General features: G+C 36.0%; 8 protein-coding genes. All 8 read right to left on the reverse strand.

From position 1 onward, the window contains the following. Positions 1 to 1,438: 1,438 nt before the first annotated feature. Entirely contained in the window at positions 1,439 to 8,020 is a 6,582-nt protein-coding gene (locus F6K40_RS16805) for a hydantoinase B/oxoprolinase family protein (RefSeq protein ID WP_365671741.1), read from the reverse strand. Positions 8,021 to 8,391: 371 nt separating this feature from the next. After that, a complete protein-coding gene (locus F6K40_RS16810; RefSeq protein WP_293137783.1) occupies positions 8,392 to 8,883 on the reverse strand; it encodes a hypothetical protein in 492 nt (163 codons plus the stop codon). A 974-nt stretch (positions 8,884 to 9,857) separates the two neighbouring features. Next, positions 9,858 to 10,073: an NAD(P)H-quinone oxidoreductase subunit O gene (gene ndhO, locus F6K40_RS16815; protein WP_293137785.1), complete on the reverse strand. Its 216-nt coding sequence runs from the start codon at positions 10,071 to 10,073 to the stop codon at positions 9,858 to 9,860. A 352-nt stretch (positions 10,074 to 10,425) separates the two neighbouring features. Further along, entirely contained in the window at positions 10,426 to 11,328 is a 903-nt protein-coding gene (locus F6K40_RS16820) for a DNA-formamidopyrimidine glycosylase (protein ID WP_293137829.1), read from the reverse strand. 166 nt (positions 11,329 to 11,494) lie between these two features. After that, the gene (locus tag F6K40_RS16825; RefSeq protein WP_293137787.1) at positions 11,495 to 11,719 is read right to left on the reverse strand and encodes a photosystem I reaction center subunit IV; all 225 of its coding nucleotides are present in this window, start codon (positions 11,717 to 11,719) and stop codon (positions 11,495 to 11,497) included. Positions 11,720 to 12,059: 340 nt separating this feature from the next. Then, positions 12,060 to 12,680, reverse strand: coding sequence for a DUF6391 domain-containing protein (locus F6K40_RS16830; protein ID WP_293137789.1), 621 nt, complete (start codon positions 12,678 to 12,680; stop codon positions 12,060 to 12,062). An 894-nt stretch (positions 12,681 to 13,574) separates the two neighbouring features. After that, complete coding sequence (locus F6K40_RS16835; RefSeq protein WP_293137831.1) at positions 13,575 to 14,309, reverse strand: MORN repeat-containing protein; 735 nt, start codon at positions 14,307 to 14,309, stop codon at positions 13,575 to 13,577. Between the two features lie 496 nt (positions 14,310 to 14,805). Continuing rightward, a complete protein-coding gene (locus tag F6K40_RS16840; RefSeq protein WP_293137790.1) occupies positions 14,806 to 15,921 on the reverse strand; it encodes a hypothetical protein in 1,116 nt (371 codons plus the stop codon). Between the last annotated feature and the right edge of the window lie 987 nt (positions 15,922 to 16,908).

A 16,908-nucleotide genomic window follows, 5' to 3' on the forward strand; every position in this document is an offset into this window, starting at 1 on the left:
TCGGCAGATCGTAAAGTAGTCCCAAACGCTATTAGCAATGGGATAGAGGGTGTTGTAGTTCATCCAAGATTAATTAATTTGGTCTGAACTGAATATTAGAATATTTTTCTATATATTTAGAAACTATAAATACTTCACTTTGCTACAGATTGATATACTACTTTTAATGCGACAAGTTGACGTGCGGAATGTGGGTTAAAGGGTTTTTCTGATAGGGAAATGCTCCGCAAACAGGATTTATAAATGTCCGCACCCTTTGCTTCGACTGCTATAGTATTGAAAGTAGTGGAGTGACACACCTTAAATGGTACGTTAGATGGGAAGTGCGGGAAGTGCGGGAAGTGTCGCAAGTGTCGCAAGTGTCGCAAGTGTCGCAAGTGTGGGGAGGAAAAGATACCTAGAAACAAAAATAAGAGTGCACAGTTTTAGCTGTGTCAGTCTAGTAGTGGAGTGACACACCTTAAATAGTGCATTAGATGGGAAGTGTGGGGAGGGTGGGTAGGGACGTTGCATAACAAAAATGCGAACGTCCGTACGGGAGGGTGGGGAGAAAAAGACACCTGGAAACAAAAATAAGAGTGCACAGTTTTAGCTGTGTCAGTCTAGTAGTATAAGAATTGGGGGCAAGTAAATATTTATACTGAAGAAATCATCTTCTATTGACCTTTCTGTTGAGTCAAATTCTCAGGCAAATATTAAGCATAAATACTCAATGGAGGCAGATAATTAGGGCTTGCTGATTAAATCTAAAAGCATTGATATATAAAAGTTTTAGTCTTTTTAAGTCTTGAAAAAGTACAAGATTTTTATTCTAAAGAGCTGCATAAAGTTAGGATGAAAGGGTTGACAAAGGCCGAAAAATCAAGTGATAATTCTTCCTCCTGTCTCCTCTAAATTCCCCATTCCTCCTGACTCCTGACTCCTGACTCCTGACTCCTACCCTCATCCATAAGACTTTTTCAGCAAACCCTAATTAGCTAGAATCATTTCCTACTGACTACTGTACAGGCGATTCGCGTTTGCAGAGCATTCCGTAGGAAATCGCCCCTACGACTACTGACTACTTGCACTTGAGATTACATTTTGAAGTGCGGAATGTAGGTTGAATAGACTTGTCGCTTTATAACTTAAAAAATCCTCAAAACCCTTGATATTTAACGATTATAGCTATCAAAAATCTCAAATACCTGGAATTATTACTCTGCCTGATTTTGAGCGATTTTTTCCCTCTATTTAGCGACAAGTCTAATAGTCTTCTGTTCCCTATTCCCTGTTCCCTGTTCCCTAGCGCGTAGCGCTATACAACTTGACGTGCGGAATCTGGGTTATATGCTAGATTTTGAAGTGCGGAATGTGGGATCTAAGGAAATAAATCTTCTGATTCTAAGCAATAAACCCAGTTTCTTGTTTGGGTGTATAAGTCCTGAACTTCTGACTTCTAACTTCTCACTTCACTGTTTCCCCCACCACCTGGAGTTTCAATAACAAACACATCTCCTACATTCATCTCGACAGTAGCAATACCTCCCAACTCCTCAACTTTCCCATCATTCCGTTCTACATAATTTTTTCCTACTAAACCATTACCTCCACCATTTAAACCAGGGGGAGAAACGACGCGACGACTTGATAAGATTCCGGCAGTCATCTCCTCCAAAAAACGCATTCGCCGAATTACTCCATTACCTCCTTTATATAAACCTTCACCCCCACTACCAGAACGTATGGCAAAACTTTCCAGTAATACCGGAAACCGCAATTCTAAAACTTCCGGATCGGTTAACCGAGAGTTGGTCATGTGAGTATGCACTGCATCAGTGCCATGAAAGTTTATACCTGCACCAGAACCTCCACAAATAGTTTCATAATATTGATATTTACTATTACCAAAAGTGAAATTATTCATGGTTCCTTGAGATGATGCCATTATTCCTAAAGCATTGTATAAAGTATCAGCGATCGCTTGGGAAGTTTCGACATTTCCTGCTACTACTGCTGCTGGATATTTTGGGTTTAACATACTGCCTTGAGGAATGATAATTTCTAATGGTTTGAGGCAACCTGCGTTGAGGGGGATATCATCATCAACTAGGGTACGAAAGACGTATAATACTGCTGCTTTACAAACTGCACTTGGTGCGTTGAAGTTGTTGGGAAGTTGGGGAGATGTACCTGTGAAGTCTATTTTTGCACTGAGATTTTTTTTGTCGATACTGACAGAAATTGAAATTTTATTATTGTCGTCTAGGATAGAGGTAGCAGTTTTATTGGTGAGTGATGAAGATAATTTTTTGATGGCTTGGCGTACTGAGTTTTCGGCGTTATTTTGCACAAATTTCATGTAAGTTTGTACGGTTTTTAAGCCATAATTTTCTGTCATTTTTTGCAGTTCTTTTACGCCTTTTTCATTGGCAGCTACTTGTGCTTGTAAGTCGGCGATATTTTGGCTGGTGTTTCTGGCAGGATATTTGCCGGATGTGAGGATTTCTAATAGTTTTGTTTCTTGGAATTTTCCGTTTTTGACAAGTTGGAAATTGTCGATTAATATTCCTTCTTCTTCGACTGTTTGACTATGGGGTGGCATGGAACCTGGAGTAATTCCGCCAATGTCTGCATGATGTCCGCGAGAGGCGACATAAAAGATGGGAGTTGCTATTTTTTCTTCTGTATTTTTAGGGGAATTTAGAGAAATATTTGTCTGATTCTCCCCAATCAAGTTTTTATTGTTAGGAAGGTTGGCAGACTTTAACTTTTGAGTAGTAGATTTATCCTCTAAAGCAATATCTGTATCGGAGAAAATTTCTGGAGTGGAATTAGTTTCCGTCAAAATCTTTGTTGGATTCTCCACCATCAAATTTTCATTGTTAGGAAGGTTGCCAGACTTGAATTTTTGAGTAATAGATTTATCCCCTAAAGGAATATTTGTATCGGATAAAGTTTCTGGAGTGGAATTAGTTTCAAGAAAAATCTTTGTCTGATTCTTCCCCATCAAGTTTTCATTGCCAAGAAGGTTGGCAGACTTTAACTTTTGAGTCAGCAATTTATCATCTAAAGCAATATTTGTATCCGATAAATTTTCGTCACTGGAATTAGTTTCAAGAAAAATCTTTGTCTGATTCTTCCTCATCAAGTTTTCATTGCCAAGAAGGTTGGCAGAGTTTAACTTTTGAGTCAGCAATTTATCGTCTAAAGCAATATTTGTATCGGAGAAAATTTCTGGAGTGGAATTAGCTTCAGTCAAAATATTTAGGGAAATATTTGTCTGATTCTCCCCCATCAAATTTTCATTGCCAAGAAGGTTGCCAGACTTTAACTTTTGAGTAATAGATTTATCCTCTAAAGCAATATTTGTATCCGATAAATTTTCGTCACTGGAATTAGTTTCAAGAAAAATCTTTGTCTGATTCTTCCCCATCAAATTTTCATTGCCAAGAAGGTTGCCAGACTTCAACTTTTGAGTCAGCAATTTATCATCTAAAGCAATATTTGTATCCGATAAATTTTCGTCACTGGAATTAGTTTTAGTCAAAATATTTATATTTAGGGAAATATTTGTCTGATTCTCCCCAATCAAGTTTTCATTGTTAGGAAGGTTGCCAGACTTGAATTTTTGAGTAATAGATTTATCCCCTAAAGGAATATTTGTATTGGATAAAGTTTCGTCACTGGAATTAGTTTCAAGAAAAATCTTTGTCTGATTCTTCCCCATCAAGTTTTCATTGCCAATAAGGTTGGCAGACTTTAACTTTTGAGTCAGCAATTTATCGTCTAAAGCGATATTTGTATCCGATAAATTTTCGTCACTGGAATTAGTTTCAAGAAAAATCTTTGTCTGATTCTTCCCCATCAAATTTTCATTGCCAAGAAGGTTGCCAGACTTCAACTTTTGAGTCAGCAATTTATCGTCTAAAGCAATATTTGTATCGGAGAAAATTTCTGGAGTGGAATTAGCTTCAGTCAAAATATTTAGGGAAATATTTGTCTGATTCTCCCCCATCAAATTTTCATTGCCAAGAAGGTTGCCAGACTTTAACTTTTGAGTAATAGATTTATCCTCTAGAGCAATATTTGTATCCGATAAATTTTCGTCACTGGAATTAGTTTCAAGAAAAATCTTTGTCTGATTCTTCCCCATCAAATTTTCATTGCCAAGAAGGTTGCCAGACTTTAACTTTTGAGTCAGCAATTTATCGTCTAAAGCAATATTTGTATCCGAGAAATTTTCGTCACTGGAATTAGTTTTAGTCAAAATATTGAGGGAAATATTTGTCTGATTCTCCCCAATCAAGTTTTCATTGCCAAGAAGGTTGGCAGACTTTAACTTTTGAGTCAGCAATTTATCGTCTAAAGCGATATTTGTATCCGATAAATTTTCGTCACTGGAATTAGTTTCAAGAAAAATCTTTGTCTGATTCTTCCCCATCAAATTTTCATTGCCAAGAAGGTTGCCAGACTTTAACTTTTGAGTAATAGATTTATCCTCTAAAGCAATATTTGTATTGGAGAAAATTTCTGGAGTGGAATTAGCTTCAGTCAAAATATTGAGGGAAATATTTGTCTGATTTTCCCCAATCAAGTTTTCATTGCCAAGAAGGTTGCCAGACTTTAACTTTTGAGTCAGCAATTTATCGTCTAAAGCGATATTTGTATCCGATAAATTTTCGTCACTGGAATTAGTTTCAAGAAAAATCTTTGTCTGATTCTTCCCCATCAAATTTTCATTGCTAGGAAAGTTGCCAGACTTTAACTTTTGAGTAATATATTTATCATCTAAAGCGATATTTGTATCCGATAAATTTTCGTCACTGGAATTAGTTTCAGTCAAAATATTATTGTTCTTGTTTTGCCAATCCTGCTTTGCAATTACAGAAGAATCTTTTGGTTTTTGTAGAGTTGGAAATACGGGAGTAATAACTGTTATGTCTGGCAGATGAGTACCGCCATTGTAAGGATTATTTAAAACATAAACATCTCCTGGTTTGAGGATGTCGCTTTTCTCAGAAATTAAAGCATTAACACTTTCACTCATCGAACCTAAATGTATAGGAATGTGAGGAGCATTAGCAACTAATTCACCATCTTGATCAAATATGGCGCAGGAAAAATCTAGTCTTTCTTTGATGTTTACTGAAGAACTGGTGTTTTGTAATGTAATTCCCATTTGTTCGGCGATCGCTCGAAATAGATTATTAAATATTTCTAGCATTACGGGATCTGCTGAGGTGGAAATTTTGTCTTCAGATTTACCGATTATCTCTACGGATTTTTCTGTAGTTTGAGTTTTGGTTAAAATTAGGTGATTTTTGGCAGTTAATTCTGCTTCCCATCCAGGTTCGATAATATTGGTTCCGGTTTTTTCAATTATTAAGGCAGGACTATTAATTTTGTCTCCTACTTGTAAATTTTCTCGGAAATAAATAGGAGTATTATGCCATTTTCCTGCTGTATAAACTTGTGTTGTTGCAGTTGGAGTTGTCGGAGATTTTTGGGTGGAAAATTTATCTATTTCTTCTGGGATTTCCATTTGCTTAATAACTTCTAGAGAAACAGCTTCAACTATTAAGGATTTTTCTGCCATGAGAAATCCATATCTTTGTTGATGAGCTGTTTCAAATTCAGCTTTTATTGTCGAGACATTTTCGGCAAAGTCTACTATTAATGTTGAGTCACTACCTTGATATTTGAGGTGAACTTTTAATAATAAAGATGTAACAGCAGTATCTTGCTTATCAAAATTATTCCTTTCTGAAATTAAATCTGTTGTAGATTCTAAATCTGAATTTTCCGACGAAAAACTTTCTGCTATTAACTTTTGTTTAGCTTGAGTTTCTGACAAAGGTGTAACAGAAGCATCTTGCTTGTCAAATGTAGATTCTAAATCTGAATTTTCCGACGAAAAACTTTCTGCTATTAACTTTTGTTTAGCTTGAGTTTCTAACAAAGGTGTAACAGAAGCATCTTGCTTGTCAAATGTAGATTCTAAATCTGAATTTTCCGACGAAAAACTTTCTGCTATTAACTCTTGTTTAGCTTGAGTTTCTGACAAAGGTGTAACAGAAGTATCTTGCTTGTCAAATGTAGACTCTAAATCTGAATTTTCCGACGAAAAACTTTCTGTTATTAACTCTTGCTTTGCTTCAATTTCTAACTTAGAAAAAATCCCCTTCAACTCTGACAATAATTCCGGAGTTAGTATTTTTTCAACCGCCTTTTCCTTCATCACTCGAATATCTGCTAATCCCATTCCATAAGCAGATAAAACTCCCGCGTAAGGATGAATAAAAATTTGTTTCATTCCCAAAGCATCAGCAATTAAACAAGCGTGTTGCCCTCCCGCTCCGCCAAAACAACAAAGAGTATATTCCGAAACATCATAACCCTTTTGCAAAGAGATTTTTTTAATCGCATTCGCCATTTTTTCCACAGCAATAGCTAAATATCCACTTGCCACCTCTTCCGGTTTTTTACTATTACCTATTTCTGCTGCTAACTGAACAAACTTTTCTCTAACAACCTCCAAATTTAAAGGTAGATTTCCATCCTTACCAAAGACTTTAGGAAAAAAATCTGGCTGTATTTTTCCCACCATTAAATTACAATCTGTAACTGTTAAAGGTCCCCCTTTTCCATAAGCAGCAGGTCCGGGATTTGCTCCAGCAGATTCAGGTCCGACACGATATCTAGCACCATCAAAAAATAAAATTGAACCTCCACCAGCAGCAACAGTATGTATCGACATCATCGGAGTTCGTAATCTTACTCCTGCAATTTCTGTTTCAAATTCTCGTTCATATTCTATTGTTTTATTTGCTGCTCCGGCGTAATGAGCAACGTCAGTAGAAGTACCTCCCATATCAAAACTAATTATCTTGTGAAAACCTGCCATTTTACTTGTTTGAACTGCTCCAACAATTCCACCAGCAGGACCAGATAAAATACTATCTTTACCTTGAAATTTTTGAGCATCTGTCAAACCACCATTCGACTGCATAAACATTAGTTTGACTGGATTTATTTTTGAGGCATTTTTACTCCTCAAACTATCTTTTTCTAAGTTAAAAATTAAATCTTGTTTCTCCTCTTTTTGGTCTCCTAAATAAATCTCTATTTTTTCCCTTTCTAAAGAATAGTTTTGTTTGACTGGATTTATTTTTGAGGCATTTTTACTCCTCAAACTATCTTTTTCTAAGTTGAAAGTTAAATCTTGTTTCTGCTCTTTTTGGTCTCCTAAATAAATCTCTATTTTTTCCCTTTCCAAAGAAGAATTTTCCTGAAAAATCTTATGATCTTCTCCCGAATTTTCAGACGATTCTAAATAACTGCTAACTTGCTCAACATATCGTCGTAAAATTGGTGATAAATAAGCATCAACTACAGTAGTATCTCCCCGACTAATTAATTTCATTAAAGGACTAACTTCATGGGAAACAGATATTTGAGTAAATCCAATTTCTTGAGCAATTTCCTTGATTTTTTGTTCGTGTTTCGGATAGCGATAACCGTGCATCAATACAATAGCGCAACTTCTAATTCCTTCGTTGTAAGCGGTTTCAAGTTTAGGAATTAATTCTGTTTTCTGAAGAGGAATTATTTCCTCACCTTTAACTGTGTAACGACACTCAACTTCGATAACTTTTTCATAAAGCATTTCCGGCAAAATAATTTGCCTGGCAAAAATATTAGGGCGGTTTTGATAACCAACTCTTAGAGCATCTTTAAAACCCTTATTAATAACCAAAACTGTGCGATCGCCTTTCCTTTCCAATAAAGCATTAGTCGCAACAGTAGTACCCATTTTAATAACTTCTATTTCTTGAGAAGGTATAGGTTCATTTTGAGAAATTCCTAATATTTCTCTAATTCCTTGAACCGGTGCGTCGGGATAGCGATCTGGATTTTCTGATAGTAATTTATGAATAATAATTTTACCGTCGGGAGACTTAGCAACTATGTCTGTAAATGTACCTCCACGGTCAATCCAAAATTGCCAACGGTTGTTAGTAATCAATGTGTTAGTCATGTTCATATTAATTTTAGAGATAATAATTATAATTTTTTTTGGTCAAAGATGGTAAAAGTTATACCCATACTAAATTATCAAACATAATCTGATGGGATTTTTCATAATTATTTCTGCATACTAAGTTCAATGTGTAAAAAGAGTCTGATAATTATTCCTGATTCGGTCAAAAATAAAGTTTTGTCAAATTGTTTTCTTCAATTAATTAGTAGTCGAGCAAAATTAATTGTATATATTACCGACAAATTAAGGTATACACCCTTTCCATTCATGGATAAAAAAGAAATTTTTTTCTTTTAGCTAATCCTCTTATTTATAACAAGAATTAATTATTAATAATTAATTGTTGAATCAGGTAGATTTTCTTTTCCCTATTCCCCTTCATATAAAGTCCCTTCAGAAATTGCCATTGGTTCCATTTCCGTTTCCAAATTTTCCTGATTACCCATTTCTCGTATCCATCTCAAAAGTGTATTTGCTAACCTTGTTGCTATAACAGTTCCTTCAAAATTAAAATCAGGATTTTGTAAACCCTTTCCCAGCATTTGTTTACCTATATCTGTAATGAAAACCAATACCGCTCTATTTTTTACCTCAATTCTAATTGCTCCTGATTTTTCTAATTCCTCATATACTGCTTGATATTTACCGATTTTTTTACCGTATTTTTTCCGTTTAACTCTAGTAGTTAATTCACTTTTTTTTACTCCTATAGCTGTTTCTCCTTCTCCTCCTAAATCCCATAAAGTAAGTAGTAAACGAGTTTTATTTATATCCTCAACACTTTCCTTTCCAATAGTTTCATTATTATCCTCTAAATTAATATTTGTTTCTGTTCCTAAACTATGATTTTCTGTTGACATCTCCAAATTTCCTTATGTGTATGAAATCATTAATAAACGTCATTGGGTAGACTCATCTTTTTGCCTATTAAACCTGCCCACGACAATTAAATGATTAACCAATTTCAAATTAAAATTGAACTATCAGAAAAGACTCTAATAGCTCTTAATTTCAAAATTCAGAAATGCTTTTAGAGAGACAAAGCTAAATATTCAGTATTTTCTATGCCATCTCTATAATTTGACGCATCTTCCGTTTACGATTAATCAATGCAGAATGTTCCGCATCTGTCAAGTCTACCTTTAACACTTTTTCAACTTTCTCACTTCCGAACAAACAAAGAACTCCAGGTATTGCGTCAAGGAAGTGTTGGAAGTGTGGGGAGGTAGACGCTCGAAAGTAGGAGGAATAATTGTACCTGTATTTTTTGGGGAAGTGTTTGCCACCCGTCCTACTCCCTTCCCGCTGGAAGATTTCCTATAAGATAGGTTGCGTTTCACTTCGTTCAACCCAATGTCTGTCTTCGGTTTCGGGTTCCTCAACCCACCCTACAATTTTTCGGTAATCTTAGAGCGTAATGGGAGTAACTTTTTAGTCTTAAAGGCTGAAAAATTTGCACTTTTTTCGCTCCAAAAATGCGCTCAATCTTTATATATCAGTGCTTTTAGATTATATTGGCCATCCCTGCTAGGGCGTTTCCCACACTTTATTGATGCACAACCGAACTCCTAAGAAAAGAAAATATAGTCATTCTGAATAAGACTGGGACGAGTGTTTCTTTCCTGGAAAGAGTTTCAGGCAAAAAAGTGTTTCATCCTTATTTGAAATGACTATATTTTCTATACCTACCTAAATCCAAAATACCTGCCATAATATGATTTCCAGGTATTACCAGTTTACCAAGCTAAAAAAGTTAGCAGGAGTCCCCTGTTTGAATTTCTGATTTAAAGGAAGACCCCTGCTTTTGATATATTCTTAAAGTTTATGGAAAATTTTACTCAAATTCTTCTAATTGCTCTAGTCGCAACCAGATATTCGGAGTAGGTACTTTGCCGAATTTGACAAAAGCATAATCTCCCCTAGTATCTACAATTTCTCCCTTACTCTCAAATATGTAAGGAGGGAACCTATTGTCACTTGCTTTAGCTTCTAAACTATTTTCTAGTTTTTCTCGGATAACACGAACTAAACTACCTTTTTTAATCGCCATATATGATTTCTATTTCTTGTCTTTTCTGTATTAAATTCTAATAGGGAATTAGATTAAGTTTATCTTTTTTTTTAGGGAATAGGGAATAGGGAATAGGGAATAGGGAATAAGATAGAAATAAATATAGGTTTACCTCATTAGTCTGAGAAATGCTATACTAAAGTTTTTGCTACAAATACTTAGGCTGTTTCAAGGAGTCAGGAGTTGAGTCGAAATAGCCTATATATCATTTAGTTGGAGTCAAACTCTCTTTTCAGAGTCTAAGTTTGAGCTGTAAATACGCACCCTACAAATTTTGCACTCCCTTACTCCCTTACTCCCCTACTCCTTACTCCCTAGTCCCTACTCCCGATTATTTTTGACATTGAGGACAAAAATGGGTAGAGCGTCCTGCTAATTTAATTTTTTCCAAAGAAGTATCACAAATTCGACATGGTTGGCCAGCACGATTATAAACCCAAGCTACACCCCCATAATTACCATTAACTCCCTTAACATTTAGAAAGTTGCTGAAAGTTGTACCACCTGCATCTATAGACGTTTGTAATACTTTGATAATAGCCTGATGTAGTTTTTCTACTTGGTTTTCAGTCAAATCTTTGCACAAAGTTGTTGGTCTAATATTACTGAGAAATAGAGCTTCATCAGCATAAATATTACCTAACCCGGCAATAGTTGTTTGGTCTAAAAGAGCTGTTTTAATTGCTCTGTGACTTTTGTAGAGTTTTTTGTTAAGGTACTTTGGGCAAAATTCTGGAGAAAACGGTTCTATCCCCAATTGTTTCAGACCAGTTATAATTTGGGATACTTCCGTTGCTGGTGGTACTCCCCACATCTGGCCAAAAGTACGTTGATCTACAAATCTCAATTCATGGGTAAAACTACCTTCATCTCCTGAAGATTGATGACCAAAAAATAATCTTACTCGTGTGTGTTTCTGTAGATTTTCTTCTGGATTTACCCATAAAAGTTGGCCTGTCATTCGTAGATGAACTCCTAACCAACCATCTTGATTTTCTATAACTTGGGATTTTGGGTTCTTTTTGCCCCATTTGTAGAGTTGGGCAAGTAAATACTTCCCTCGTCGATGCCATTGGGCGATCGCTTTTCCTTCCAACCCTCTCAAAAAATCAACTATAGAAATAGGGTGAGCAACTGTGCGTTCTAGCAACACTTCCCCACCCAATATTTTTTTGTTGAGAGTCAGTTGATTTAGACCTCGTTTTACTATTTCTACTTCCGGCAGTTCTGGCACAGTGCTAACTATCTCTGACAATATTTATTATTATAGATACTGTAGAATTTTTTTCTCGTTAAGCATTTATCTGAAACAGTTTTTGCCTATTTTTGGTTGTTGAATTTAGAATTGCTAGACTAAGCTTTTCCTTCAGCTTTATGTTCTAAGAACAGTTTTAGCCTAATTATTTACCTTTCGGTGCTTCTACCTCTACAACTTCATTCATGCCAAAGTTATTGGTATTAATGCCAGTTGCACTACCACTGAAACCGTTGTAATTTACTTTCTCAAAGCGAACAATAACTGGATACTTAATGCCACTTTTGTCAACAGAAGCAACTGTACCAACTTCCTGATACCAATAAGATTCTTTGCGTAAAATCCGAACTTTAGAACCACGTTGAACCATGATGTTTTTCCCTTAAAATTAAGTATTGTAAAATTGTTCTCTCATCCTATCTCTTTTAAGTCTAATAATTTTTTAAGTTTTGTTGCAATTAATTAGGGTTTGCACTCAAAAGTCTTATGGGTGAGGGTAGGAGTCAGGAGACAGGAGACAGGAGACAGGAGGAGTCAGGAATGAGCGAGGAGGCAGAAGGAAGAATTAAATTCGTGATTTTTCGGCTCTTGTCAACCCTTTCATCCGCTCCTAGCATGAGCTTTTTGGAGCAAAAACCTTGTAATGGATGAAAGACCATTATCGGCTAAAACCTTTAGGAGTCAATGCTTTAAAATTTAATCAGCAAACCCTAATTAATCCAGGATACTTGAACAAAATGAGCATTATGACCCCATAAATCCTTAGTTGGAGAAATATTTATCACTCTGAGGTTAAAAGGAATAGCAGTTGTTAGATATTTTTGGGTGAAAATACCCAGTCCCGGTGCTAACTGTCTAGCTGCTGTAACTGCAATACCAAAACCTAAAAGTTGCTCAATTGGTCTTGGGGGTAGAAACATATTTATACCAAAAGCTAATCCAGCAGTTAGAGTCATTGCCACTGATAAGTTTGTCCCACATCTAGGATGTACTGCTAAATCCCATTCTCCAGAAGTAATTCTCCGTAGTGCTATTTCTACTGCCCGGTCTAATTGAGATGGATCTACTGCGCCGTAAAGGTAAAATCCTTGTGGTGTGGACATTCCCCCTATTGATTCATTAGAAGCTTTTGCAGTTGCTGAGTCTGCTAGTTCACCCAGTACCCAAACTGTAGCGTGTTCTAAAGCATGAACTTGTCTAATTGTCAATATCTCTTTTAAAGCAGGAATAAATTCTAATTGATTGAGAAAATCCCTATCCTGTTTAGAATCAGGGGAAAATTCAAAGGGAAAGTAATATTGTCTAGAGGCAGTAGCGTTAGTTGCTGTCATAGTATTTTTTTACTTCTTTCAAATTGCATATTTGTATAGCACTAGGGAATAGGGAATAGGGAATAGGGAATAATAAAGTGTCAAATGGTTTTTCCTGTGGAAATGCTCCGCAAACAGGATTTATAAATATCCTAACCTTTGCTTCGACCGCTATACATAGCAGGGAACAGATAATAGACAACAAAAATTTAGAAAAACATTTCCTAGTCTAAGATTCATTATCAGTAATTCTCCTAACCCATTCTTTCTTAGCTATAGCAATCCTAAATAGGTTGTAAGATTTTATCGTAGGGGTTTGGTCTCCAAATCCCTTAGCGCTTAGGTTTAGAGACCAAACCCCTACAGCTTTTTCTCATATCTCATTGCTGATTGCTATATATTTTATCTTTAAAATTACTTTGAAAATGTAAATCGACGTTCAGGTAATTAACTCTTATTTATAAAGATTTATGAAATAGTTTGAGATTCATATAATCCAGTTCTTTTTACTATTTTTCTCAAATTATACCTTGATTACTTTATCTTAATTAAGAATACTATAGCTTCCTTCAGCTTTTGTCAGGTAAAGTTTTTTCTTCTTTTCTGTATTCAGAATTAACATATTAGCTAAAACTTAAAATTTCATACTTCACTCACAGACAATAATTGCTAGAAATGTATTTCTAGCAATTAAAATTTTATCCAATTATCTCCAACTCCAATCAAATTACTTACACATTTTTTTGGGAAAATAAACTATAGCAATCCGATTCCTATTCCCTATTCCCTATTCACGCTTCGCGTAGCGCTATAATAGTTAATTTGAGCTAAAAACATCAGTAAATTCTAACTCCTGACTTCTGACTTCTAAGTGCCTCCAAAAAAATATTACAACTTAAATTAGGATTGCTATATCTAAGTTTCTTCCTGTCTTTGACCATTACGAAATACTCCTGGAAATCGCTTTCCTTCAGTATCTATAATAACTCCTATCCCATGAGGTATTCCACCTCTTAGTTCTCCTTCATAGCGAATTCCATTAGGATATGTACAAGTCCCTTTGCCATCTAGTACTTCGTTATAAAAATCTCCCTGACACCGTATTCCATTAGCACGGGTAAACACTCCTGGGCCAAAAGGATCTCCAGCAAAGAATTCTCCCTCAAAGCGATCGCCATTCGCGTAAATAAATCGACCTTGACCATCGGCCTGACTACTGGTCACACCACTAGAGATATCTGTTACTAAGTCAAATTCTCCCTCATAGCGATCGCCATTCGCAAAAATAATTGTCCCAGACCTAATTTTTCCATTTTGGAATATTCCTGTCACTCTAGCGTCATTGGAGAAGATAAAAGTACCTTGTCCATTGGGAAGACCATTACGAAACTGTCCTTCATAGCGATCGCGATTAGCATAGACATATATACCACTTCCTTCTGGCCTTCCATTAACAAAATCCCCAACATAATTATCTCCACTATCAGGGTAATTACACTTAACTCGACCTGTGGGAGGATTGCCCTCACAAATAGGAGGTCTTGTTTGTTCTTGTGCCATTAAGGGCTGAGGATACCAAGTTATGATTATGTATCCTAGGCAAGAACCTGTTAATATTGCTTTCCTTAGTTGTTTTATTAATAGCAGCATAGTCATTTCAGTTATCAGTTATCAGTTATCAGTACCTCCAGTAATAGAGATATTTGAAATCTGAAATTTCCTTTCTCTTTGTCTGTTGGATATGGCGTTCCCTCTGGGAATGGAGGGAACGGAAACCCTATCTTTCAAAGTCGCTCCGCTTTTCATATCAACAAGAGTGGAAAACGACCGCTTTTTATCCCCTTAAAAGGGGAAGCTTGAAACCTTATTTCTTGGTCAGTATCCAGCTTGCTTATTTATAGCAATCCTCAATAGGTTGTAACAATTCAAAAACTAGAAATAAATTCTGAAACTCTTACCCATTGCCCATTGCCTATTCCCTATTCCCGAAAGCCGTAAGATTTTTATACACAAATATATTAGAGGATTGCTATAGTAGATTTTCTATTATTCCTGATTTCATTATAATACTGTTCTCTAAATCTTTAGGAGTTTGTGGGCATTTAATAATAAATGCCTAAACTTGCTGAAAAGAAGTTATTTTTTATTAGTTTTCAGTAGTTATCGGTTTACTTCCTACTTCTTTGAAAATTTCCACACCATTTTGTTCAAAAACAACAATTGGGTCAGCTCCCTGCTTCAAGTCAACTCGCTTTACCAATACCTGACCATTAGCTAGTCTTTGTCCGATTTTCACATATCTACTTGTAGGTTCGGTAGGAACTTTCACGATAATCTGTTTTTGATTTCCTACTTGCACAACCCCGCTAACTTCTATGCCATCAGCAATAGTAGTATCTGGAGGAGGAGGTGGTGGAGGTGGTGGTGGAGGTGGAGGTGGTGGTGGAGGTGGAAAACCAGGCCCTCTCCACTGAGCAGGTGGGGTTGGTGAGATGGGCAATTCTGGTAAACTTGGTACTTGTCCAGTAGATGAATTTGGTAGCTCTGGGGGTTTTGGTGGAAGATTAGGTCTTGTGCTTGTGGGAGGACCTGCAGGTCTTCTCCACTGAGGAGGTATACCTGTTATTGGCAATTCAGGTAACTTTGGTACTTGTTGTGGACTATTTGGTACTTGTTGTGGGCTATTTTCTGTAGTTGTATTTGGTGGAGTATCTGATGGAGAAGAAGGTTGAGGTGAACCTCCAGGGGGATTTCTTGGTTGAGTTCTCTGTTGAGTTCTCTCTGGTAATCTCCAATCTGGTAGATTGGGAAGCTCTGGTACTTGTTGACTGCTTACTTGAGGAAGTTGGGTCAATGTAGAATCTGTGGAATCATTCTCTTGGTCAGATTCCTGACGTGGCACTGGGATAGTTGGTAAACTAGAGAAGGGATTTTTCCTATCTGAATTTGTTTGAATAGAAGTTTGTCCTTGAGAGGTTGTGTTAGTTTGTTCTTGCTTGAGAGATTTAGTTCTTTCATCGGGGTCTGTAGACCTAGTTAAATTTTTTGCCGTTTCCGACGTTTGGGGAACATCTGGAGATGGAAATGGTTCATCGGTAGGTTCTGGAGATGGAGATTCTGGAGCTTCTAATGTTGGAGTAGGAGAAGCTTCAGGAGTATTCTCGGTAGAACTATCTCTATTATTAAGAAAGGGAATAGAGTCACATCCACTTATCCATAGAGATAATATACCTACTCCTATTGTTAGTATAAGTTTACGCATTGCCAATTCTGAAAAGCATAATATTGCATAGGATAGCTTAGAATTTAGAATTTAAAATGTAGAATTTAGAATTCTTAAATTTTATAGCGCTAGGGAATAGGGAGTAGGGAATAGGAAACTGTCAAAGGGTTTCAGTATTTACAAATGTCCTCACCTATTTGCCTAGTGCTATACAAGTAGTTGTACTGAGAATTTAGAATTTAAAATAATGTAGAATGTAGAATTTAGAATTCTAAAATTTTATAGCGCTAGGGAATAGGGAACAGGGAATAGGGAGTAGGGAATAGGAAACTGTCAAAGGGTTTCAGTATTTACAAATGTCCTCACCTATTTGCCTAGTGCTATACAAGTAGTTGTACTGAGAATTTAGAATTTAAAATAATGTAGAATGTAGAATTTAGAATTCTAAAATTTTATAGCGCTAGGGAATAGGGAACAGGGAATAGGGAGTAGGGAATAGGAAACTGTCAAAGGGTTTCAGTATTTACAAATGTCCTCACCTATTTGCCTAGTGCTATACAAGTAGTTGTACTGAGAATTTAGAATTTAAAATAATGTAGAATGTAGAATTTAGAATTATTAAAATTTATAAGTAGTTGTACTTTTAGGAATTTTCTAGTTGAGAACAGGAACAGGGAAAAGAGAACAAGGGAAAAGAGAACAGGAAATAGAGAATAGGAAATAGGGAATAGGAGCTATTCGGTTATCAGTTATTAGTTATTAAACTTCTCCAAAAATGCAAAATAAAATCAATTATTACCCATAAATTATCAATTACTTCCCCCAGTTAAGTGTTCCCAGTTAAGTGTTCCCAGTTAAGTGTTCCCAGTTCCCTCTTTTCTGGAGATGTCTATTAGTTATCAGTACCTCCAAGTCAACCATTGGGATTGAAATAATGAACCAAATATTTTCTTGAGGGGAGATTAGGTCAAGTTCTGCTTTTTAATTGCCTTAAAAAGGGGAAGCAAGAGACCTAATTTTTTGGTA

The sequence above is a fragment of the Okeania sp. SIO3I5 genome, assembly GCF_010672085.1.
GTDB lineage: Bacteria > Cyanobacteriota > Cyanobacteriia > Cyanobacteriales > Microcoleaceae > Trichodesmium.